Consider the following 22,781-nt stretch of genomic DNA (forward strand, 5'->3'; position numbering starts at 1 on the left):
ATTAGGCTTGGTACAAGAGTAATGATTAAGCCATGTTTACTAACCGGGGAGACGATTGGCTTTCTTTAATAGCTTTGCTTTTTGTTAGATTTACAAGTATTAATACCCAATCCTAAAATAATCCAAATAAGCTTTATACCTGTCCTGTGCAGTTAAACAGGTATCTCTCAAGTATCCTTTTTCTGTTTTCCATTCTGTAAGGCCACGATAATAAAACATTTTCAAATCATCTTCTATAATAAACGGTACAATGTTGTGTTTCAGACATTCCTTAAACATAATCAGCCTTCCGACACGACCATTGCCGTCCTGAAAAGGATGAATTTTTTCAAATTTTACATGAAAATCTAAAATATCCTCAAAGTTAATTTTTTCTTTAGCATTGTACTTATTTAGAAGTTCTTTCATCTTGTCGGAAACTTCTTCAGGAATAACAGTATTCCTTCCACCTACTTCATTAGGCAGTTTTTTATAGTCGCCGACTGCAAACCACTCTTTTCTTGAAGCATTTGTTCCATTTTTAAGAATTAAATGAAGTTGTTTGATGAATTCTTCGGTAAGCACAGACTTTGCATTCTCAATAATCAGGCTGACCAAACGGAAATGATTTGCTGTTTCAATCACATCATCTACATTAATACTTCCGGTTTCTGTGCCTAGGGTATTTGTTTCAAAAATATACCTGGTCTGCTCATGAGTCAGGCTGCTTCCTTCAATATGGTTAGAATTATAAGTCAGTTCAATCTGGGTTTTGTGATATATTCCGCCTGAATATCCTGAAGATTTTTCTTCCTGTAAAATTTCTAATAATGTTTTTGGGTTATTATATTGCATTTATATCCTCTTATCATTCTTCAAAATTATATATTTACCAACTTCTGAGCCATCTTTTGAATATTCTAAATTTAGCTTTTCAAATAAATAACTTTTCAAGTCATCTATAGTTGTAAATTTTGTAGCTGCGTAAGGTTCTTCAGGATTTGTCTTTTCAAAGAAAAGATAGCCAGGTTCAGTTTCTATCAAAGTTCCGGCATGCGAAACGGATATTTCATTATCTGCCTGTGTCCAAAATGTAATAAGTGAATACGGATTTTCCTTAAATTCAATTCCATATTCAGTCCATTTCTTATTAATCGCCTGTAGCATTTCATCTTCATTACATTTTTTATCTGCAAAAATAGGATTAAAAACAGTGAAGTACTTTGCAATTACTTCATCTTTCAGGTTAATTAGCGGAAATGGCACACAGCCGTTATCTTCTTCTGTAGCTTCTCTTCCAAACAGAATATCTCCATCGGTATAAAGCCATGATTTATTCTCATCCCAACAGTCAAAATCATCTTTTTTAACTATTTTCTTGGTCGTAATATTATCCTGATTTAACTCAAATGCTACTATTCTGCATAATACATCATGGTAATTTCTATGATTTTTCCTGAACCATTCTCTTGACATATTGGCATAGTCACCATAGTCTATTGCTTTTGTGCTGACAGTAGTAAAATCACCGATTAAGGTAAATTCCTTACAGTCTTTCATGCAATTATTATAATCAGCCACCCATTCTAAGACATCACGAACATATTCATCTTTTATTCCCGATTTTAATAAAATGGATTTCACTTCATTTATAGCAGACTTACTGTTTAAGTTTGTATAAGTAAGTCCGGTTGATATTACTTCAGAAATACTTTCAGAATTTTTCTTAGAGTCAGTCTTTTCTATTTTTTCAGTAGTACCGGTACTGCCTACGTCATGCTTGTTAGGGCAGGCACAAACAATGCCGGCTAACAATACCATAGAGAACAAAATATGTAATGTTTTTTTCTTATACATTATTTTTTATATCCTCCGATTTTAACTTACCTACCCCTGCTGCATCTCCATCAGATTATAAAAGCTTCCTTTCAACTCCATAAGCTCCTTGTAGTTGCCAAATTCCTTCATACCGCCCTTTTCCATTACGGCTATTTTATCGGCATTTCTTATGGTTGAAAGTCTGTGGGCTACTACAAATGTAGTCCTGTCTTTGGCCAGCTTGCCCACAGCTTCCTGTATCTGTCTTTCGGAAACCGTATCAAGTGCAGAAGTTGCTTCGTCTAAGATAAGCACTCGTGGATTTCTTATAAATGCTCTTGCTATGGAAATACGCTGTTTCTGCCCTCCTGAAAAGTTGCCGCCATGCTCTTTTAAGACGGTTTCAAGTCCGTCAGGCAAACTATCCACAAGTTCTCGTAGGTTTGCGGCATCTATTACCCTTTGAAGTTCATCTTCCGATACATTATCAAGTCCGTAAGTAATATTTTCTCTTAAAGTACCGCTGAAAAGTATGGAGTTTTGTGGCACTACAGCAAGTTTTTTACGGTAATGATGAAGATTCATCTCCTTAATATCACAGCCGTCTATTAGGACTCTTCCTTCGGTAGCCCTTACAAAGCCGATTACAAGGTTTAAAATAGTAGTCTTACCTGCTCCCGAAGCACCTACTATAGCTATGGTTTCACCCGGACTTGCCTTAAAACTGAGTCCGCTAAAGAGCGGCTCATCACTGTCGTCATATTTAAAGCCTACATTATCAAATTCCACAAAACCCTTTATCTCAGGCTTTAGCTTATTTTTATCAATGCCTTCTATGTCATTACTTAGCATAATATCAGAAATCGAACTCACCGACTCAAGTCCCTTGGTCACAACAGGCACAAGACCTACTATACCTGCTATACAGCCGACTACAGTACCAAAGTAAGACTGGTACATAGCCACATCGCCTATGCTTATCTTCTTATTAAGAGCCATAAATGCCGTAAATATAAGGCAGAACACTCTAAACACCTGAAATACTACCCAACTCCATGCACCGAAGTAAGTCTGTATCATATCCAGCCTGAATCCCTTGTCCGCCACCTTTACAAGCCTTTTCTCCATCTTGTTAAGCTCTCTGCGCTCTAGGGCATGAGCTTTTGCTACAGGTATCATTTCCATCATTTCTACTACGGAAACTGTAGTTTCTTCCATTTCTTTACGAAAGGCTGTATTGTAGTTCTTTACTTTTTCTCTGAAATAAAGCATGAGCAGAACTGCCACCGGTACTGCTGCAAGGAAAAATCCAAAGACGATTTTACTCTTGGTTATAACTATTACAAGGGCAGCCACAATATTTACAATTATATAGAGTACCGTTATAAATATCTGTGAGCTTAGATTTTCTATCTGCTCCACATCCCTCATTACCTTAGACTGAAGCCTGCCCGATTCCATCTGTGTATGGTAAGAAATGGACAGCTGTTGAAGCTTTCTTACAAGAGCACATCTTAACTCTTTTTCCACCTGTCTAATCGTTTTGGCATAAAAATATACATGAATATAACTTGTAGGCACATTTTGTACGGTTAAAAGGATTATAAATACTGAGTTTATTATAATCTTTTTAACCGCATCTGCATCTGGCTTTGTTATTATGTCTATCATTGCAGCCATTACAAGGGGAGATATCCAAGACGGCGAGTCTTTGATAAGGAAAAAGACTACTGACCAAAAAAGCTTGACATACTTCCCCTGATAAATGGCTATCAGTGTTTTTAACGGACTGCCTGCATTCCGTCTAAATATGCTTTCATAATCCGGCTCTTTGTAGGCTGCTTTCATAAGTCCATCCTTTGGCTATATTTATCTTACTAAAAATCCACTTTCCTCAATACCATCATAATCTTGTTTAACCATTATTAAATTCAAATTAAATTCAACCCAAGAATATTTGTTTGGCAACACCATTTTACCTGTGCTATCTACAACTCCATAGTGATCGTCCTTACTTCTTACTATGAAGAGTCCATCCTCATAATCTAATATACTGTCCCATTTATTCTTTATACTTAACTTTTTCTTCCAGTCAGCACTATAAATAATCACCTCCGCTATACTACTGTCTTTATAATCTGACTTACCCTTCATTACCATATACTCCCCTGAAGCAAGCCTCTCTATAGACTTGGTGTTGTTTATCTCAAAAATTTTCTTACCTTCTTTATCTATAATTGTTTCGGATAAATAGCTTCCTGTTTTACCATTCTTTCTACATATTAAAGAAAATACTCCATTTTGCTTATCCAAGACTCTGAAATAATCATACTTAGTCTTATGTTTCACCTTACCATCTGCTGCCATGATGCCGAATTTACCATTATTGGTCACCAAAAACAGCGGTCTTTCTTGATATTGAGTATTTGGAAGTTTCTCAATATTTTCATATTGTTTAGCAAAAACTTTTTCTTTTCCGTTTTTATATATATAAATATAGTCAAGCCCTTTCTTTAATATCATTTCATCAGATTTAATTCTGAGTATTTCATCGTATTCAGGCTTTATAAGCTCCTTTCCGGTCTCCGAAATAACTCCATATTCATCACCATTATCCACTTTAGACTTTCCACCATAAAATCCGTATATTTTATTATATTTCTTAGAAGCAAGCTTTTCCCCTTTGTAATTCACAATATAAAATGCATAATTTTTGTCTAAAACTATAGCCTTATCCTTGTAAGCCTCTCTAATTTCATTATATTTATAGCTAAGTAGCTGCTTACCATCATCTCTCACAAGACCATACTTGCCGTTCCTGCTTTGTACAAGGAAAATTATCTTATTCTCTTTATACTTCTTGTTAACTCCTTTAGGTGGGTCAAGTAACCCTTCAAATGGATCGCCCGGAGTATCCAGGATATTTCCACCCACTCCTTTTACAGTTTTATTTTTACCACTCCAAATCAGCCTGCCTTTTGTATTATATAAATTCAATTCAGAATCATATCTTTGAGGAACTGCTATCCTATATTCTCCCTCATTATTTATAAGAAGGTCCGCTTTCAGCTTCAAATTGTTTGCTATTATTTCAGAAACACCTGATTTCTGTGAAAGTGACATAAAAGCTCTCTTAGTTTTCTTCTTATTTGTGATAAGAATATATCTTTTATTATTAACTTTCTTTTTATAAATCTCATCGCCAGTACCTAAAACATAGCCTTTATGAGTTTTTAATACTTTACAGTTATTTTTAGTGTCAAGGATAACAAGACCATCCTTTGTTTCTCCACAAATAAAACGGTCTACCTCTACCCCACTATTACTGATATGGTATCCTTTGGATTCAACACCTATATGGTCTGCAATATCCTTTAAGTTTGTGCAAACTTTATTACCCTCATCATCTAAAATGTATCCCTCATATGTATTCATATTTTCACTCACAAAAAAGAACTTCCCTTCTGCAAGAGGCACTACCTCTTCAAATACAAAACCTGTTCTTTTACCGTTCTTACAGAAATATAGCTGCATCCTTGAATTATCTCGTGAGCTATAAATCACAGTTTCCCAATAAATACCTTCCATATCTATTTCGGATGCTTTAAAGCTTTTTCCCGAATGATACACGCGACTTCCTATCCACACTATATCCTTTTCTCTTACAGCCGCCTTTGCAGGAACTGTCATACCTAAAGCCACAGAAAACATACAGGACATTGTTATAAGTTTTTTAAATATTTTCATACTCTCCTCCTTTGAAATGGGTACTTACATTTTTCATCTGACACCTATATTTTACCACCTTTAATATTAAAATGGTATAGTTTTATATAGGAGTTATGGAAATAAAATTTGATGGCGAAAAAAGAGATACCAAAGATGATAATCAGAAGATGGAATAAAAAACATATTGTGCCACGAAAATTATTCCTTGTAATTGCGTTTCCCCTTTGGATATGATAAAATATTAGCGAATAAAAAATGTGGCAATCTATATAAATTATTCACAAAGGGGGGGGCGATGAAATGCTTATAGAAAGAAAACAATATTTAAATGAATTAATCAAGAAAAAGGATAATGGAAGAATTAAAATCATTACAGGTATCAGAAGATGTGGTAAGTCATATTTGTTGTTTGAACTATACAAGAATTATTTATTAAAAAATAATATAGCTGAAAACCAAATTATTGAAATGGCTCTCGATGACATCGAAAATAGTAGGTATAGAGATCCGTTTAAACTCAATGAATATATAAAAAGCAAAATAACTGATGATAAAAGATACTATATTTTTATTGATGAGATACAATTTTCAAAGTCGGTGAAAAATCCATATATTAATGATGATGACGAAAAGATTACTTTTGTTGATACATTACTTTCACTTATGAAACGGAAAAATCTTGATATTTATGTTACCGGAAGTAATTCAAAAATGCTTTCTAAAGATATTTTGACACAATTTAGAGATAGGGGAGATGAAATCCATGTTTATCCTTTATCGTTTGCTGAGATGAGTAGCTGTTATAAGGATAAAGATAAAGCTTGGGAAGACTATATTCTTTGCGGTGGAATGCCATTGGTACTTGAACTTGAGACCTTTGAAGAAAAGAGCAGATATTTGAAAGGACTATTTGAAGAAACATACATTAAAGATATCATAGATCGAAATCAGATAAAAAACAGTGAGGAAGTATTAGAAGTTTTACTAGACTTTGTATCATCATCAGTAGGCTCGCTTACAAATCCTCTTAAGCTATCTAATAGATATACTTCAGAAAAAAAGATAAATATATCAAATAATACTATTTCAAAGTATTTAGCATATTTTGAAGAGGCCTATATTTTGTATACTGCTAAAAGATATGATATTAAAGGTTCAAAATACTTTTCTACACCACTTAAATATTATTTTGCTGACATTGGGCTTAGAAATGCAAGATTAAATTTTAGACAAGTGGAAGAAACACATATTATGGAAAATATCATTTATAATGACTTATTAAGAAGAGGATTTAATGTAGATGTAGGCGTTGTGGAATACTTTCCTAGTATAGAGGGAAAAACAACAAGAGTACAGTTAGAGGTTGATTTTGTTATTAACAGGGGAAATCTCAGATATTATATTCAATCAGCTTTTGCTATAAACAGTGAGGAGAAGAAAGAACAGGAAAGAAATTCTCTAAAACGAATTGACGATTCCTTCAAGAAAATCATTATTGTTAGAGATAATATAGTGCCAAGATATGATGAGTATGGAATTTATTACATTGGAATCAGAAACTTTTTGCTAATGGATGATTTTCTTGAAGCGTAATTGAATAACTCATCAATGTTCAAGGTAACAATATTTGTGAAATAATTGACTTTCCCAGATTAACGACTATAATAAAGTTATACTTTAGATTAGTCGGAGGTGTGGTATGGCTTATATTAAAAGGGCTATTTCAGCTATGCTTAAAAGCAGGGTAAAAACCAGTAAGTGTACATTGATATTAGGAGCAAGACAAGTTGGAAAATCTACACTTATAAAGAAAGAATTCCCAAAGTATAATCGTGCAAACTTTGATGATAGGCTAACAAGGCTTCAGGCAAAAGAAGAACCCAAGCTGTTTTTCTTGAATAATCCTTGTCCTCTGTTTATTGATGAAGTGCAAAAAGAAGGTACTGTATTGGAGGAAATTAAACAAATTGTTGATGAGTCCGATGCAAGAGGGCAGTTTATTTTATCAGGTTCTCAAAAATTAGAGTTGATGAAAGGTGTTAGTGAATCCTTGGCCGGCAGGGTTTCCCTGTGCGAATTATCAGGTCTGTCTCTGCGCGAGATTTACAAAGTTAACTTTAACAGACACTTTATTCCGACCGATGAATATATAAAAGAACGTGAAAGTAAACTTAAAAAATATGATAATATCTGGAGTATTATCCATACAGGTTCATACCCTGAACTATACGACATAGAGCGTGATTGGCAGGAATTCTACTCTTCCTATGTATCTACTTATCTGGAAAGAGATATAAACGAACTTATTTCTGCGGATAGTCTGACATTTACTAAATTTTTAACAGCTGTTGCGGCAAGAACCGGGGAGATGCTTAATTACTCCAATATCGCCGGTGAAATTGGTGTAAGTGAGCCTATCGTAAAGAATTGGATTTCAATTTTGGAAAGGACAGGGATCGTCTATGTATTGCAACCATATAGTGCAAGTGCATTAAGTCGTGCGATTAAAACGCCTAAGATTTATTTTAGGGACACAGGGTTAGCCTGTTATTTGACAAGATGGTTAACTGCCGATGCTTTAAAGAACTCGGCTGTTGCAGGAAATATGTTTGAAACCTTTGTGGTTTCCGAGATTCTAAAATCATATTCCAATGAAGGAAAGGATTATCGATTTAATATTTTCTATTACAGAGGAAAAGATAAAAGTGCCGCTGTAGAGAATGAAATTGATTTGATAATTGAAGAAAACGGCACCCTATATCCAATAGAGATAAAAATGTCCGGCAATCCAAAAGCCAATATGGGTGCTGCCAATCCTATACTTGATAAAATTCCTGACAAGAAAAGAGGAAACGGAATTATCCTCTGCCTCATTGACAAAAAAACATATCTAAGAGAAAATCTTATTGCACTCCCTATTGAGTATGTTTAATACAGTAAATTTGAAGTTGTAGGGCTAATATGAAACTAAGTAAATTGACGCTGTGAATGAGAATATTTCAGACTCGCTACGGTTTTTCTGTAAGTTGCTGATTATAATAACAAAAAGCTAACGAAAAACCTGATGTGCTCGCTTAGAAATTTCTCATTCACCGCTGTAATCTAAAAGACTTATATACTATTTGTTCTTAGTTTTATAGTTAGCTGTCATGTAAAGGCTAAAGGAAGGTTATTCTATTAAATACTTATAAGAATAATACCTTTGTAGCCGTACCCACCCTGTCCAATGTGGCTAATGTGTTTGTTTCTAACTACTTATCAATTAAACAGCCGGAGCTGATAATGCCGCATAGTTCGCCGTTTCCACTCTGACTTCGTGCAAGCACTCGTCAATCGTGGACGGCTATTATATAGGCAGGACTAACACACTTAGCTTCATTACTTCGCAATTTGCTAAGCGTGAGTCTCTGCCAAAAAGCGAGCGCATTAGTTTTTTCGTCAACAGAATAATCCTAAAACAGCTTCTTTCAGAAAAACCGGAGCGAGTCTAGACATTTATCAGCGAAGGCGTGACTTAGTAAGATAAACAAATACATTAGCCCTACAACTTCAAATTTTATAATTATATGGATTAAAAACTTTAAATTAATGTATAGTTAAGCCCCAAATAGCCTGTCACTGTTAGAAAACCAATTAGTGATGGGCTATATTTATTTTAACTCCTATAAAAAAGGCTTGACAGATTAAGATTTGTGATGTATTATACCTGTATCAGATACAAATACAACTGAAGCACAAAATCGAAAGGCGGTAGAAAAATGTCATTATCAATAGAAACAATAAAAAACAGAGTAAGTGTGCGTACATTTAATAAGAGTGCTATATCGGAGTCAGTTATTAAAGAAGTCAGGGACTATATCAATAAAGTTGACAATCCGTTCCGGATACCGATTGAATTTCAAATTTTAGATGCCAAAGAACATGGTCTCAGCAGTCCGGTAATTATCGGAGCAGACACCTATGTGGCAGCAAAGTACAAAAAAGTACCAAAGGCAGAAATTGCTTTTGGATATGCTTTTGAAAAGTTTATTCTGTTTGCAACCTCGCTAGGCTTAGGAACGGTTTGGCTTGCTGCTACTATTGACAGAAAGGCATTTGAAAAAGCAATAGAATTAAAAGAAGGCGAAGTTATGCCGGCAGTATCTCCTATAGGGTATGCGGCAAAAAAACGCTCTATAAGAGAAAATCTTATGAGAAAAGGTATGAAGTCTGACGATAGATTATCATTTGAAAGACTGTTTTTTAAGGTAGATTTTCAGCATCCTCTAAAGGAATCAGAAGCCGGCAAATTATTGTTATCGTTGCAAATGCTTCGCCTGTCACCGTCTGCGACGAATAAACAGCCATGGAGAGTTGTTATAGATGGAAACAGGGTTCATTTTTACGAAGAGAAAACAAAGAGGTATGCAAAAGAAGATACAGGAGATATACAGAAGGTAGATCTTGGAATAGCAATCTGTCATTTTGAAATAGCAGCTAATGAGCAGAGTTTAAAAGGAAGTATAATTCAAAAGGATCCGGGAATTGCAGTTCCCGATAATACAGAATACATAGCAACTTATGAATTGGAGGAATAAATGGATACTAAATTTTCATCAGCGATTCATACCCTAATCTTAATATCAGAAGCAGAAGTACCGATGAGTTCTGAACAAATTGCCGGCAGTGTAGGTACCAATGCCAGTTATATCCGAAAGCTTACTACGAGACTTAGCAAGGCGGAAATCATAGAAGGCCGTAGAGGTGTTAGCGGGTTTACTTTGAAAAAGAAGCCAAGTGAGATTACCCTGCTTGATATATATAAAGCAGTTATGGAAGTTAACGAGATTCATATTTTTGATATTCATCAGAACTCAAATGATATGTGTGTTGTGGGGCAGAACATTAAACCTGTGCTATCAGGTATGTTCAAGGAAATGGAAGAACAAGTTGAAATGCAATTAAAAGCTATGACGCTTGAGAATTGCATGGATATTATGAAAAATAATATAAAACCCGGTAAAAACAGGAGAAAATAAAATGAAGGCAGCAGTATTAACACATTATAATAAAGAAAATACAAATCTTGAGATTAGAGATATATCTGTCCCAATTCCAAATGAAAATGAGGTGCTGGTAAAAATATATTCAGCAGCCGTCAATCCACTTGATAATATGATTGTCCGCGGAGAAGTTAAATTAATCGTGCCATATAAAATGCCATTAATACTGGGAAATGAATTTTCCGGTGTTGTTGAGAAAACAGGTACTTCCGTAACAAGGTTTAATATCGGAGACAGAGTTTATGGAAGAATGCCACTTTCCAAGATAGGTACCTTTGCTGAATATGCAGCCATAGATGAAAATGCATTGGCAATCGTACCTGACTATCTTACCCATGATGAAGCTGCGACAGTTCCTCTTACGGCACTTACTGCAATGCAGGCATTTGAGATTATGAATGTCAAAGCAGATGAATCTGTATTTATTTCCGGAGGAACAGGTAGTCTCGGAGCAATGGCAATTCCGGTTGCAAAGAGTCTCGGACTTAGAGTTTATACAAACGGAAGTGCTGATAATGAGGAGCGTGTAAAAGCACTCGGTGCAGATAGATTTATTGATTATAAAAAAGAAAACTATGCAGATGTTTTAAGTAATGTGGATTATGTTTTGGATACATTGGGAGATAAAGAGATTCCTAATGAATTTAAGGTACTTAAAGAAGGCGGTAAATTGGTGTCTTTAAGAGGTATGCCAAACGGAAGATTTGCAAAAAGAGTGGGGTTATCACCTTTCAAACAGTTTTTATTTAAAATTGCCGGAAGTAAATATGATAAGATGGCAGGCTTGAAAAATCAGACTTATGATTTTATATTTGTTCATGAAGATGGAAGACAACTTGAGCAGATTGGTAAACTATTTAATGCAGAAAATCCGTTGGAAACATCTATAGATACTGTATTTACATTAGCGCAGGTGAATGAAGCTTTAGAAAAAGTTAAACAGGGCAGGTCAAAAGGAAAGACTGTCATCAAGATTGCGGAATAAGAGGGCTGTGATTTACGACTAGAATAATTGGAGATTAAGATATATACTGTCTAAAGAGTAAGTGTAATGATTCAAAAATATATTGGAAATGCGAATTTTAAGGATACAGACTTTTTAGGAGCCTAATATGGACAAATTAAAAGAATTTTGGACAGAACTGAAAGCAGATTATGAAAACAAGTATGAAATTCCGTTTTTAACAGATTATGATAAGTCTGTCCCGTACTTTGAGAAAATGGAAGAACTGCTGCTTGATATGCAAAAAGAAGAGGGAAAAAATGTAGAAATTGCTTGTTTGCTTGCTTCTGTTCGTATGGAGCTTAGAGACAGTTATGAGGATTGTGCCGGGTTGCTACTGGATTTTCTAGGTAAAAATGAGGAAGACTTATCTGATAACGACAAGGCAAGACTATATACAAATATCGGATATTATTCAGATTTTGAAACCTTGACACCTAAGTATTTGCTAAAAGCGGAAGAATTAAACTCTCCATATCCGGAGACATACGAGGGTTTGGGATTATACTATTTTAGCGAATATGAAAGTGATAATGATGAAAAAAATCTCAAAAAAGCTTTAAAATATTTTGAAAAAACAAGTAAGATGTCTAATGATTATGCGAGCCTTTTTAATTATGGGGCAGCACTTTACGAAAATAAAGAGTACAAAGAGGCAAAAATACTTTTTGAAAATTTACTCTTAGAATATCCTAATAGAATGAGGCTGCTATTGTCAGTAGGATATTGTGAGCTATTTATGGGAAATAAGGAGAAAGCTCTTTTTTATCTTGCACAGGTGAAAGACGGTCAGGATGAAAACTATTCATTAAGTACAGATGATATATCTGATTATCAGGTGTATGATGCCTATTATGTTTTGGATGAATATAATAAGTTCCTTAACGGGCTTAATGATGTAATATGTAAGTATTATACCGATGATTGGGAGCATTATTATTATACTCTATGGATAAAAAACCAGAAGGATAAATTTTATGACTTAGTTCAATCTACTATTCCGAAGTTGGAAGAGAACATAGAAGAAGCTAAGATTGATGATGATTATAATAGTCAGGAAGAAAAAGAGGAATATATTGCAAGTTACAAAGAAGATTTAGCAAAATATAAGGCTATGATTAAGAGGATAGAAGATGGCTGTAAAAAGCCAGAGATAAAACTTAGCCTATATCCTGAGTATAAATGTTTTCTGATAGACTGCCTTAGACATAAATTTTAGGTTAAGGCAGGATGTATAAAACTTTTTAACATAGATAATGATTGGAGTGTGAAGGAGAGGACATGAAAGAGTATATAAAACTATATCAAAAAATGAGAGAGGATTATTATAAAAAATGGGGTGCTTACTCTCATCCGCTGAGTCTTGCAGAATTTGTAAAGCTGAACCAAAATATTTTTAAGGAGCATTTGGAGGAAAAAGAGAACACCTCTAATCGGATATTAGCAACTAAGTTGTACATCAATCTTATTCTTGAAAAGATTAAATATTTTGCTTACTACATTGCCTTTAGTGAAGATGATTTTAGTAAGCTAAACGATGCTCTTTGGCAAAATGGAAGAACTGCTTTGCTTTGCGGAGGAATCAATCACAGCGGAACGCTCTATACAGCTAATATAGTAAACGGACTTATTAACTGCTTTGCCTGCAATGATAATGATGTGGTCAAATCATTTGTTCCGGAGGAATTGCCACTACTCAAAGGAACTTTTTATACGAATAATGTAATTAATCTGCTAAGTTCATTATACTATAAAAATGATAAAAAACTTCAAGAGGCAATTACAATAGCGGAAAAATTCTTATCAAAGAAAAAACTTTCAGGAATAGCAGAAAACTATGTCCGCTTTTTTATTTTCCTTGCAAAAAAGGATGCTGAGAGTTTAGGTGAATGTCTGCAAAAAATTTGTGAAGCATATCAAAAACAGGGATATCCGATTGAAAAAATTGATAAATGCTTCGCTCCGGAAGTACATGGTTTTTATCATCTGATAAGATTTTTTGATGAGAGTCTTTTTGAAGAGGTAAAAATGCCTGAACATAAATGCTTTATAAAAGAATTTGAAGAATGGCAAAAGGAAAATGATTTCCCAAAGGGCAGACAATTTTACAGATATCAGGAAACACTGGATAATGCAAATTTGATTTTGCAAAGCCCTATTCCGGTAATTCATTTATGTAAGGTTGACGGAACTCTGATGATGGATGTGGAAAAGTTTGCTGAAGAGCTAAGTGCTTCGGTGGTAAAATAACGAATGTGATTTAAAGGTATTCCTGACTACCCATACTGCCAGTAAAAATGCCAGTACATCTGCTGCAGGCTGTGCCATATACAGTCCTCTCTGCCCAAAAACAAACGGAAGTGCAAACAACAGAGGAATATAAAATATCCCCTGTCTTGATACGGAAATGACAAGCGAAGAATAATATTTCCCGATATTCTGCATAAGCATGCTGCTTGTGGCAAAATAAGCCAGAAACGGAAGGCTAAAACATTGAAACCTAATTATCTCTGCACCTATACTTATTACCTCAACATTCCTTGATAAAACCATTGTAAGAGGACTTGCAAATACATATAAAATCAGTGCTGATACACTCATAAACACCGTACCTATGCTCACTGTATATTTAAATGCTTTTCTCACCCTCTCATACTGTTTTGCACCGTAATTCATGGCACATATAGGCTGGAAGCCCTGTCCCCAGCCTATTACCAGCCTGTATGAAAATGCTGCAATCCTACTGCTTACAGCAAATGCCGCTATGACTTCCTCACTGAAGCTTGCTGCCGCCATATTTAATAAAACCAAAGCAAGACTTGTAATTCCCTGCCTTGCGAAATTGGGAAGCCCACCTACCAGGATATGATAAATATTTTCCCTCGTAAATCTCACCTGTTTCAAATTTAGGGCTATATTTCCATTCTTTCCGGTAAGTGCAAATAATACTGTCGCTCCGATTATCTGTCCAATCAAAGTCGCATAAGCAGCCCCTATAAAGCCAAGCTTAAATCCAAACATCAGCACCGGATCTAAAATTATATTGGTGAGCATACCCGAAAGCAGTCCCTTCATACCATCTTTTACATTACCGCAAAGTCTGAACTGGTTATAGGTGACAAGGGAAAACAGCATAAAGGGTATGCTTATAGCTATAACTTTTAAGTATTCTTTTGTAAATATATGTAATTTTTCTGATGCAGAACCGCCTATAAATGAAGATAGCGGATTTAAAAATACAATTGAAAATACGGATAAAATCAATCCGCTTATCACAGCTATTACTACTGCTGTAGAAGAAAAAGCTTCAGCATCCTCATCCTTACCTTCTCCCAAACTTCTTGACATAGCATTACCGCTGCCATAACCAAACCAGAAGCCTATAGCCTGAATTACACTTATAAAGCTGAAAGCTATACCTATGGCTGCAGTCATTGATTTATTGCCAAGCATTCCTATGAAAAATGTGTCTGTAAGATTGTAAATAAGAGTTACCAGCATACCGATTATGGTTGGTATCGCCATTTTCACAAGAAGAGGAAGCAGAGGGGCTGTAAGTATGTATTGCCTACGGCTTTCTTTTTTATCTTTATCATCTCTTGTTCCGTTATCCATGATAATGCTCCTTTTATCTCACCTTAATTATCACTTATGTCTTGCTTGTCTCTTGTGCATATCTTAATCTGCTTGTCTTACTTACCTCTTATCTCATCCGTCTTAATTATTTCTTATGCCTTACTGACCTCTCCCTTGTCACCATCTACCCTTATTCTGTCTCCATCCTTAAATTTTGCGGTTGCAAAGCCAACACCCAAAACCGCAGGTATTCCATATTCTCTTGCAACTATGGCAGCATGGCTTAAGGCTGAACCGGTATCGGCAACCACAGCACCTGCAAGTCCGAAAAGAGGAGTCCACTCAGGATCCGTGAGATGGCAGACAAGGATATCCCCCTTGTTCATTTTATAAAATTCTTTCGGTTCTTTAATCAGTCTGGCTGTTCCTATTGCTATGCCTTTACTACCGCTGACTCCTTTAAGTACCTCTCCGGAAACATCAAATGCAAGAGCTTTAGAAGCTTCCCACACCTTAACAGCAAGTGGATATTTTTGATTTCTTCTATTTATTTTTTCTTTGTCACTTTCACTTAAATACCCTCTTTTCAAGGCTTCTGTCAGTTCTTTATGAAAAAGATTGGCTATTCCCACACTATAATCTTCATCGCCAACTAATAGGAAATTAGCCCTTTTGAGGCATTTTCTTACATAATAGAACAGGGTTTCCCAAAGATACTGGCTCTCCTCACGCACTATATGAAAATACCTGAAATATTCGATTCTCTTTTTAATTTCAACATATTTCCGACCGGAAACTTTCTCTATCTCAGCTAATAGTCCGCTAAAGTCACCGGCGTCTTCTTTTTTATTATCTTCCTGTAAAATAAGCGGTTTCATTATATTTATAAGTCTGTCCGTATCTTCCAGGAAGGTCTTACCCTCAATACAATAGCAGTTATAGTCCGATTTAAAACCATTTTTATTTAAAAATTCATCTGCAAGTTTTTTGAAATCAGGAAAAACTTTACAAATAGTTTCAAAGCTTTCTCCTGAAATTATTGCTTTCTTTAACAGACCGGATTTTTTAACTTCCTTTGCCAGATTTTCCACATCTCTAGACACTACAGCGGTCTTGTTGTCTAAATTCCGGTAAAGGTCAAACACTGTATGTTCTGCATCTGCATTTTTTAATACCTTTTCCAAATCCTTATTCAGGGCAGAAGGGAAGAGTGCATATTTGAACCTGTCGTAACTGATTCTTTGTAATAAATCAAGACTGTAAACTAAAAACTCCCTGCATTCATCGGTGTCCATTTTTTCAAAATCAAGCCGTCTTAACTCACTGATTTCTTTTTCATACTGCATCATAAAGCTTTCGCATTTTCTTGCACAGTATTCATAATCCTTAAGCATTTTAATCATCTTAAACAGTTTAAATATCCGCCTGTTGATGCCCTTTACATCCTTTGGCAGAGTCTGGATACCGTCATCATCTATCTGCGGATTGGGATTTATCTTTATGCCGGCTTCATCAAAGATATTGGCTTTCTGGTTGTTTATGGCTGTCATATAGTCATAGTCAAGCGCTCTGTAAGCAAACGGCATTTTTTCAAGCATAAATGCCATCTGTTTTTTTACCATTTTTGAAATTTTACTGTTTTTAATGTAAGATTTAACTAACTCATCATCATAGTTATCCTTAATGGTGGTAATTGCTCTTGCCTGTAAAATATAGACTTCCCCGCCTCTTATAGCCCATTCGATATCACAAGGATATCCATAATGCTTTTCTATAGCCTTTCCGACATTTACAAGTTCTTTCACTTCTCTTTCATTAAGAGAAGGTTTTTCCCTCATTTCCCTGCTTACATCCACTTCAGTAGTATCTTTTTCTCCATAAATAATCTGAGTTTTCTTAGAGCCTATGGTTAAATGCTTAATCTTTCCGGACGTATCCGCTATATAGCTATCCGCAGTAACCCTGCCGCTTACAACGCTTTCTCCCAGACCGTAGCTTGCATTTATCTGCATTTCACAAACATTGTTATTAATCGGATTTAATGTAAATAATACTCCCGCCTTTTCACTTTCAACCATAGTCTGGACAACTACGGCTATTGCCACCGAAAGCTGATTATAACCCTGATTAGCCCTATAGCTTACCGCCCTGTTTCCCCAAAGAGAAGCATAACAGTCTATAATTCTGTTTACTGTCTCATCTGTTCCTCTTACATTAAGATAGGTTTCCTGCTGTCCTGCAAAGCTTGCATCCGGCAAGTCCTCAGCAGTAGCAGAAGAGCGGACAGCCACTCTTATATTTTCTCCGAGATTTTTATAAGCGGTCTTAACTTCATTTATTAGATTTTCAGACAGTTTTCCTTTCTTTATAAGAGTCCTGAATTTTTCCGCTGCCTTTAAGAGCTTTACTTCATCTTTACCTGCTTCCGTAAGCTCTTTTTCAAATATTTCTTCCAAACCGTTTATCCGAAGAAACTCTTTGTATTCATCGGCAGTTACCACAAAGCCCCTTGGCACATTTATCCCCGCAGAAACCATTTCTCCGAGATTTGCACCCTTTCCGCCTGCTGTCATAACATCATTTTTACTTATTTTGCTAAAATCAATTACCATAATCTGCCTTCTTTCTGATAAAAAGTTTTCCTGCTTAATAAGATCTTCTGTCAGTTTCTAACGGTAATCTATATATTTCTCCACTGCACTGACAATAAAAGCTTTTAATATATCGTTAAAATACTCCTTTTCAAACTTATAATAATTTGAAAATAGTACAAAGCTTCCTGTAAAGGTATTTATCAGTCCTTTTTCATCAACTTCTTTTACCGCACCTTTTTCCTTCCAGTAATTAGCTAACTTTTTAATAAACCCAATATAAAGATCACCTATTTCATAAGACTTACCTTCACTTTTTTTTGCCAGCATACTTAAAGCCTCTTTGTAAATGGGCTTGGTGTCACATTTTTCCTTAAGGTCAATCGAATACTCGTAGATAATGTCCGAGAGAAACTTAATAGGATTATCAAGGGATTTACTAAAATGCTTCTCTATGGCGGCTAATTTCTGAGCAGACCTGTACTGCATTACATCCAACAGAAGGGTATCTTTGTCCCTCCAGAAGTTATAAAAACTTCCCTGTGCTATGCCGACTCTGGTTGTAAGTTCCTTTATGTTAAGCCCCTTAGTTCCGCTTTCATGGAAAATCTCAAGGGCTGTATCCATCATTTTCTGCCTGATTTCAAGCTTTTCATCACTACTGAATGCCTTTGCCATAATCTACCTCTATGAATATATTTATATTTATTCATAGAATAACTCTTTAAAATGAAAAAGTCAATGAATATTTTGAGTATTATTCATTGACTTGAAATATAATAACTTTTTTCATAATACTATAGCATTAAATGCAATCTCACCTTTAAAACAGTCTCTCTTACATCTTATACTCGGCAGCATTGATTACCTGAGTATCTTTTAACTCATTTAGAAAAGAGCCAAATATACCCCCATCTTTTTCATCCTCGCCACCTTCCTGTTCCTGCCTTGGTGCACCTATCATAGCAACATCCTCTGCAATAACACCCACAGCTTCTTCCTGCTCCTTCGTGCAGACAACCACAGCGCAATCTGAAATATGCAGCTTCTCTATGATATCTTCAGCACTTAGTTCTTTTGAGAGTCTTACAGTGGCACAATCTTCAACCTGTATACCTTTCGGATACTTTTTTAAGACTGCGGTATCAATCTTGACCATAGGACGATCTGTAATATAACCCAGCTCCGGATCAATCACTTTCAACCTGGTATATACACTGTCAATTTCGTCAAAAACATCTTCTAACTCTTTATCAACACTGACTGTACCATCTGCAAACAGATATTCCAAAGAGGCAAGTGCTTCCGATTCCTGAATAGAAACATTACCACAAACACAGAGCTTTGTTCCGTATTTCCTGATAGTTTTGGTTTTGAGTTCCACATCATCATTAATTAGCCTCGTACCGTCAGGAACCTGTACAATATCAGATTCTTCATCAAATATTGGTATCAGTTTAGTTAGCAGACTTTCTACGATAACGATTTTCTTTGCAGCAAACTTTAGTTTCTTCTCAATCATCTTTTCCGTATCTATTCCGGAATCGAGAAAGAAAAGGTTTCCCGAGCAGTAGTAGAGGGGATTTGATGCCCTTGAAAGAAAGAGATTATCTATTTCTGTATTAGCTTTTATGATGGTTGCACCATCCGGATAGCACTCGATCTTGCCATTTACCTGAATATTTGAGAAGCAGCCTTCATAGCTCTTAGGTACCAGAGCTTTTCCGTTTACCATGATACGATAATAGCTTTTTACCGCCTCTTTACTGCCATCGGTAATGACTAACTTTCCGTTAACCATCAGGAAGATGCCGGTTCCATCAGCGTCCGCACCAATCTCACCCTTACCGTTGATACTTTTCACTGTAACATCCTGATTGTCCGGAATTTCCAGGACATTTGATACATTCATAGTCACCGGATATCTGTTAAGCAATTCTTTTGAACGTTCACCTATAATCAGAGTTGCCGCATTGATGGTAATATTTTCATATCCTGCAAGACTATCTTCTGTTACGCCTCTTGCATCACAGGTTGCTACATTGATTACTTTGTTTTTTTTCATAATATTTGTCCTCCGTTATTCGCTCATTTTTTTACTTAGAAGTTTTCTTGCACGGCTCAATGCCGCCCGTACTCCTGATGGTGAAAGCCCATATTCTTCTGCGAGTTCTTTTGATGTGTAACCCTCAAAGTATCGCCTGATAAATAGCCCGGACAGATCCGGTGGCAGAGAGGAAAGGATAATGGCAGTTTCAACTTCTGAAAATCCACCGTCTGTTTCTTCCTCACCCCATATAAGGTATTTCTTTTCTATTGTCCGTCTGCGACAGGCATCATAGAACAGATTTCTTGCCACCTTATATAACCAGGCTCTTCGTTCTTTCTCGCCAAGTTCCTCCAGAAGATTCAGATTGGAAAGTGCCTTGATAAATGTCTCCTGCAGCAGATTTTCGGCATCGCTTATATTTCCGCATATCATACAGCAGTATTTCAAAAGTTCTGTTCTATATACAGTATATAGTTTTGCAATCATAGCACCCTCCTTTCCTTTAGCTTTCACTTTTATAACGTTTGAGAACAGTAAAGTGTTTTTAGCATTTTGAAAAATATTAAAAAAGTGCATGCTCAGACAAATAAAAACCCAAATGCTGTCAGGCAGTTGGATTCTTATCTTAGGTAATTACGGTTTTTTAGTAAAGTTAAACTATTTTATGTAATAGGAAATTTCTCTGAAATTCCTATTACATAAAAAATCTCTCCGAGGGATACACAGCTAGCGGCAGGGAAGTTTGCCTTACGGCACCGCTCGCGAAGTGTGTGCTTGCACACACTTTTTAAATATTGCCCCAATATCTCCATATATACATATGCTTCTGTCTTCAATCTCTTTTGGGCAGAATGCTTCTCCGTAATTTATACAGGCATACACAGCCTTATTATTATTCTTAACCAGCTGCCAAAAAGGATATTTAATTATAACCGGAGTGTTTGCGCCAACTCCAAGTTCCAGGTATAATATATGCCTTCCTTTGTGACTATTCAAAAAATCATTATAAGACTTGCAAGCTCTATGCCACCCGTCATCTTCAACAAAGGAAGAATCCGCGCGAAGATTTGTGGTCATATCAGAACCATCATCAGGACATTTTGGAATAAGTTCTGTAGGAATACGCATAGAGATATTTTTATTTTCAGGCACCGAAAAAACTCCGGCTTCATTTTTAACAAAGCCCTGTGCTTCCATTGCTTTTATAACCCATTCCTCATTGTCATAAGTCTTTTGTATCGCAGGATTTACACTTTGAAACAATCCGTAATCTCCCTGAGTATAAAACAACCTTTTCTTGTCAAAGCCTGCTTTCTGAAATTGGTGGTCTACATTTGTAGTAAGCACAAAGTAATCTTTATCTTTTACAAGAGAAAGCAAGTTCTTATACACAGGCACCGGCGATTCCACATAGCGGTTAAAATAAATATGTCTTGCCCACCAGCCCCATTTTGTTTCTGCATCCGGAAATGGATAAAATCCGCCTGAGTACATATCGCTGATTCCATATTTTCTTGCAAAATCAAAGAAATACTTTTCAAATCTTTCACCGCTGTAAGTAAACCCCGCTGATGTAGAAAGTCCTGCTCCTGCTCCGATCACTACAGCATCGGCAGATTCCAGCTCGGACTTTAATCTTGAAATCTGTTCTTCACTTGTTCCTCTTCCCTGCGACATACGCTCTGTGAAATAGCTCATTATATCAACTCCTTATAATATCCCTTGTCTTCGTCCTTAAACACATTGAAAATCACCCTAATCAAAATTAATCCTTTATATAATAAACTATATCCATTTTATCATTTATTTTTTCAAGATCTCCTACTCTTTTATATCCTAACTTTTCATACAGATAGCAATTACCCTTTTCCTGAAAGATGGTATCAAGCTTCCAGTTATTTTCCCCATGAATACTTTCTATTTCAGAAAAGGCTTTTTGTGCTATACCTTTATTACGATATTGTTCCATTATAAAAATAGGTGCAACTCTCTTTCTGCTTCCATCTTTCTTATCAACTACTCTAACAGCACCGGTAATACTTTCATCCACATAAATATAATAGAAAAAAGTATAATCTTGAAGCAGTTTATCTTCAATCTTCTCTTTTGTTTCAGCTCCCGGGCTTGTTTCAAAATCTCGATATTTTTCTAATAAACTTTTGAAAGCATTGATTTGCATTTTCCATAATTTTTCCGTTTCATGGGTATCTATTCTCACTAATTCTATATTCATAGGGTATCTCCAATGCTTAAATTTCATTCACAAACTCTGTTGCAGCCATAATCTTAGGATTAAATATTCCCGACTCAATAAAATCTTTATCTCCTGTAAGCAATATATCTACACCGGCACTAATTGCCGCCCTAAGAATCGGTCTGTCATTTATATCTCGTATTTTTGATTCAAGTTCCTGTTCTTCAATAGGTGTAGGAACAATTTTAAGTGTTAGCAATGCCAAAGATAAAAAGCTCTCTAATGCCTGTATTTTAGTCGGGAATTTTCGATTAAATATGCGACGCATTTCATCAATATTTTGCTCACAAATCATTCCATGATTGGGGTAGCTTACCGCTTTTACAAAAGCCTGATAAGGAATTCCGTTATTGCTAAGAGCTGCAGAAATCAATATGTTAGTATCAATAAGAACTTTCATTAGTCCACACTTTCTGTACGGATTTCCTTAACCATATCCATAACCGCTTCGTCAGAGTCAAGTCCTGTTTTTTCTGCTTCGCCGGTCATTTGTGTCTGTAATATCTGCATAGCGTATACAGCAGAATTAATAAGGCGCACGTTCCCGTTCTCAACAATAAAAGTTATCCTGTCACCACAGGAAACTCCAAGAATCTCTCGGATATCCTTTGGAATTGTGACCTGTCCCTTAGACATAACCTTTGCATTATCAATAAATGTATTATTAACCATTTGTGTTACCTCCATTTTTAATATAATAAAAGTAGGAATTTCCCTACTTTTATTATATTAGATTCTA

Annotated in this window: 20 protein-coding genes; 7 read left to right on the top strand and 13 right to left on the bottom strand. The window is 35.7% G+C overall.

The genetic code is table 11. The features are described 5' to 3' along the window. Positions 1–99: 99 nt before the first annotated feature. The 4 genes from GCWU000282_RS11000 to GCWU000282_RS11015 are packed head-to-tail and all read right to left on the bottom strand — an operon-like array spanning position 100 to position 5,544. Positions 100–834 carry a Fic family protein gene (locus GCWU000282_RS11000; protein ID WP_023355207.1) on the bottom strand — a complete coding sequence of 245 codons (735 nt, stop codon included), beginning with the start codon at positions 832–834 and terminating at the stop codon, positions 100–102. Then, positions 835–1,836: a DUF4300 family protein gene (locus GCWU000282_RS11005; protein WP_023355208.1), complete on the bottom strand. Its 1,002-nt coding sequence runs from the start codon at positions 1,834–1,836 to the stop codon at positions 835–837. Between the two features lie 30 nt (positions 1,837–1,866). Further along, complete coding sequence (locus GCWU000282_RS11010; RefSeq protein ID WP_023355209.1) at positions 1,867–3,645, bottom strand: ABC transporter ATP-binding protein; 1,779 nt, start codon at positions 3,643–3,645, stop codon at positions 1,867–1,869. A 21-nt stretch (positions 3,646–3,666) separates the two neighbouring features. After that, positions 3,667–5,544, bottom strand: coding sequence for a WG repeat-containing protein (locus tag GCWU000282_RS11015; protein ID WP_023355210.1), 1,878 nt, complete (start codon positions 5,542–5,544; stop codon positions 3,667–3,669). Between the two features lie 282 nt (positions 5,545–5,826). Here GCWU000282_RS11015 and GCWU000282_RS11020 point away from each other — a divergent pair, with 282 nt between their 5' ends. From GCWU000282_RS11020 to GCWU000282_RS11050, 7 genes are all read left to right on the top strand, one after another. After that, positions 5,827–7,119 carry an ATP-binding protein gene (locus GCWU000282_RS11020; RefSeq protein ID WP_023355211.1) on the top strand — a complete coding sequence of 431 codons (1,293 nt, stop codon included), beginning with the start codon at positions 5,827–5,829 and terminating at the stop codon, positions 7,117–7,119. A gap of 106 nt (positions 7,120–7,225) precedes the next feature. Next, complete coding sequence (locus tag GCWU000282_RS11025) at positions 7,226–8,458, top strand: ATP-binding protein (protein ID WP_023355212.1); 1,233 nt, start codon at positions 7,226–7,228, stop codon at positions 8,456–8,458. Positions 8,459–9,284: 826 nt separating this feature from the next. Beyond that, the gene (locus tag GCWU000282_RS11030) at positions 9,285–10,103 is read left to right on the top strand and encodes a nitroreductase family protein (RefSeq protein ID WP_023355213.1); all 819 of its coding nucleotides are present in this window, start codon (positions 9,285–9,287) and stop codon (positions 10,101–10,103) included. Continuing rightward, the gene (locus tag GCWU000282_RS11035) at positions 10,104–10,544 is read left to right on the top strand and encodes an Rrf2 family transcriptional regulator (RefSeq protein WP_023355214.1); all 441 of its coding nucleotides are present in this window, start codon (positions 10,104–10,106) and stop codon (positions 10,542–10,544) included. 1 nt (position 10,545) lies between these two features. Then, positions 10,546–11,553: an NADP-dependent oxidoreductase gene (locus GCWU000282_RS11040; RefSeq protein ID WP_023355215.1), complete on the top strand. Its 1,008-nt coding sequence runs from the start codon at positions 10,546–10,548 to the stop codon at positions 11,551–11,553. Between the two features lie 127 nt (positions 11,554–11,680). Beyond that, positions 11,681–12,790 (top strand): tetratricopeptide repeat protein, encoded by a 1,110-nt coding sequence (locus tag GCWU000282_RS11045; RefSeq protein ID WP_023355216.1) that lies wholly within the window; start codon positions 11,681–11,683, stop codon positions 12,788–12,790. A gap of 62 nt (positions 12,791–12,852) precedes the next feature. Beyond that, positions 12,853–13,821 carry a hypothetical protein gene (locus GCWU000282_RS11050; protein ID WP_035040594.1) on the top strand — a complete coding sequence of 323 codons (969 nt, stop codon included), beginning with the start codon at positions 12,853–12,855 and terminating at the stop codon, positions 13,819–13,821. On the opposite strand, the gene GCWU000282_RS11055 is transcribed toward GCWU000282_RS11050, so the two are convergent. The 9 genes from GCWU000282_RS11055 to GCWU000282_RS11095 all read right to left on the bottom strand — a co-directional run bounded on the left by GCWU000282_RS11055 (position 13,798) and on the right by GCWU000282_RS11095 (position 22,714). Continuing rightward, complete coding sequence (locus tag GCWU000282_RS11055) at positions 13,798–15,186, bottom strand: MATE family efflux transporter (RefSeq protein ID WP_023355218.1); 1,389 nt, start codon at positions 15,184–15,186, stop codon at positions 13,798–13,800. The two genes, GCWU000282_RS11050 and GCWU000282_RS11055, sit on opposite strands and share 24 nt — an antisense overlap. Positions 15,187–15,299: 113 nt before the next feature. Next, positions 15,300–17,759, bottom strand: a complete 2,460-nt coding sequence (locus GCWU000282_RS11060) for a PEP/pyruvate-binding domain-containing protein (protein WP_023355219.1) — start codon at positions 17,757–17,759, stop codon at positions 15,300–15,302. 57 nt (positions 17,760–17,816) lie between these two features. Then, positions 17,817–18,416 carry a TetR/AcrR family transcriptional regulator gene (locus GCWU000282_RS11065; protein ID WP_023355220.1) on the bottom strand — a complete coding sequence of 200 codons (600 nt, stop codon included), beginning with the start codon at positions 18,414–18,416 and terminating at the stop codon, positions 17,817–17,819. 160 nt (positions 18,417–18,576) lie between these two features. Further along, a complete protein-coding gene (locus GCWU000282_RS11070) occupies positions 18,577–19,803 on the bottom strand; it encodes a hypothetical protein (RefSeq protein ID WP_023355221.1) in 1,227 nt (408 codons plus the stop codon). 15 nt (positions 19,804–19,818) lie between these two features. Next, positions 19,819–20,274 (bottom strand): RNA polymerase sigma factor, encoded by a 456-nt coding sequence (locus GCWU000282_RS11075; protein WP_035040596.1) that lies wholly within the window; start codon positions 20,272–20,274, stop codon positions 19,819–19,821. Between the two features lie 261 nt (positions 20,275–20,535). Continuing rightward, positions 20,536–21,486, bottom strand: coding sequence for an SIR2 family NAD-dependent protein deacylase (locus tag GCWU000282_RS11080; RefSeq protein ID WP_035040597.1), 951 nt, complete (start codon positions 21,484–21,486; stop codon positions 20,536–20,538). A gap of 67 nt (positions 21,487–21,553) precedes the next feature. Beyond that, positions 21,554–22,021 (bottom strand): GNAT family N-acetyltransferase, encoded by a 468-nt coding sequence (locus GCWU000282_RS11085; RefSeq protein ID WP_035040599.1) that lies wholly within the window; start codon positions 22,019–22,021, stop codon positions 21,554–21,556. A 16-nt stretch (positions 22,022–22,037) separates the two neighbouring features. After that, the gene (locus tag GCWU000282_RS11090; protein ID WP_023355225.1) at positions 22,038–22,442 is read right to left on the bottom strand and encodes a putative toxin-antitoxin system toxin component, PIN family; all 405 of its coding nucleotides are present in this window, start codon (positions 22,440–22,442) and stop codon (positions 22,038–22,040) included. After that, positions 22,442–22,714 (bottom strand): AbrB/MazE/SpoVT family DNA-binding domain-containing protein, encoded by a 273-nt coding sequence (locus GCWU000282_RS11095; protein WP_035040602.1) that lies wholly within the window; start codon positions 22,712–22,714, stop codon positions 22,442–22,444. The genes GCWU000282_RS11090 and GCWU000282_RS11095 overlap by 1 nt, the downstream gene beginning before the upstream one ends. Positions 22,715–22,781 lie beyond the last annotated feature (67 nt).

This window comes from Catonella morbi ATCC 51271 (assembly GCF_000160035.2).
Lineage (GTDB): Bacteria > Bacillota > Clostridia > Lachnospirales > Lachnospiraceae > Catonella > Catonella morbi.

Coding starts and splice junctions, on each gene's coding strand:
- GCWU000282_RS11000 (WP_023355207.1), bottom strand. CDS start 834: ATGCAATATAATAACCCAAAAACATTATTAGAAATTTTACAGGAAGAA.
- GCWU000282_RS11005 (WP_023355208.1), bottom strand. CDS start 1,836: ATGTATAAGAAAAAAACATTACATATTTTGTTCTCTATGGTATTGTTA.
- GCWU000282_RS11010 (WP_023355209.1), bottom strand. CDS start 3,645: ATGAAAGCAGCCTACAAAGAGCCGGATTATGAAAGCATATTTAGACGG.
- GCWU000282_RS11075 (WP_035040596.1), bottom strand. CDS start 20,274: ATGATTGCAAAACTATATACTGTATATAGAACAGAACTTTTGAAATAC.
- GCWU000282_RS11065 (WP_023355220.1), bottom strand. CDS start 18,416: ATGGCAAAGGCATTCAGTAGTGATGAAAAGCTTGAAATCAGGCAGAAA.
- GCWU000282_RS11060 (WP_023355219.1), bottom strand. CDS start 17,759: ATGGTAATTGATTTTAGCAAAATAAGTAAAAATGATGTTATGACAGCA.
- GCWU000282_RS11040 (WP_023355215.1), top strand. CDS start 10,546: ATGAAGGCAGCAGTATTAACACATTATAATAAAGAAAATACAAATCTT.
- GCWU000282_RS11080 (WP_035040597.1), bottom strand. CDS start 21,486: ATGAGCTATTTCACAGAGCGTATGTCGCAGGGAAGAGGAACAAGTGAA.
- GCWU000282_RS11070 (WP_023355221.1), bottom strand. CDS start 19,803: ATGAAAAAAAACAAAGTAATCAATGTAGCAACCTGTGATGCAAGAGGC.
- GCWU000282_RS11055 (WP_023355218.1), bottom strand. CDS start 15,186: ATGGATAACGGAACAAGAGATGATAAAGATAAAAAAGAAAGCCGTAGG.
- GCWU000282_RS11045 (WP_023355216.1), top strand. CDS start 11,681: ATGGACAAATTAAAAGAATTTTGGACAGAACTGAAAGCAGATTATGAA.
- GCWU000282_RS11025 (WP_023355212.1), top strand. CDS start 7,226: ATGGCTTATATTAAAAGGGCTATTTCAGCTATGCTTAAAAGCAGGGTA.
- GCWU000282_RS11085 (WP_035040599.1), bottom strand. CDS start 22,021: ATGAATATAGAATTAGTGAGAATAGATACCCATGAAACGGAAAAATTA.
- GCWU000282_RS11095 (WP_035040602.1), bottom strand. CDS start 22,714: ATGGTTAATAATACATTTATTGATAATGCAAAGGTTATGTCTAAGGGA.
- GCWU000282_RS11015 (WP_023355210.1), bottom strand. CDS start 5,544: ATGAAAATATTTAAAAAACTTATAACAATGTCCTGTATGTTTTCTGTG.
- GCWU000282_RS11050 (WP_035040594.1), top strand. CDS start 12,853: ATGAAAGAGTATATAAAACTATATCAAAAAATGAGAGAGGATTATTAT.
- GCWU000282_RS11020 (WP_023355211.1), top strand. CDS start 5,827: ATGCTTATAGAAAGAAAACAATATTTAAATGAATTAATCAAGAAAAAG.
- GCWU000282_RS11035 (WP_023355214.1), top strand. CDS start 10,104: ATGGATACTAAATTTTCATCAGCGATTCATACCCTAATCTTAATATCA.
- GCWU000282_RS11030 (WP_023355213.1), top strand. CDS start 9,285: ATGTCATTATCAATAGAAACAATAAAAAACAGAGTAAGTGTGCGTACA.
- GCWU000282_RS11090 (WP_023355225.1), bottom strand. CDS start 22,442: ATGAAAGTTCTTATTGATACTAACATATTGATTTCTGCAGCTCTTAGC.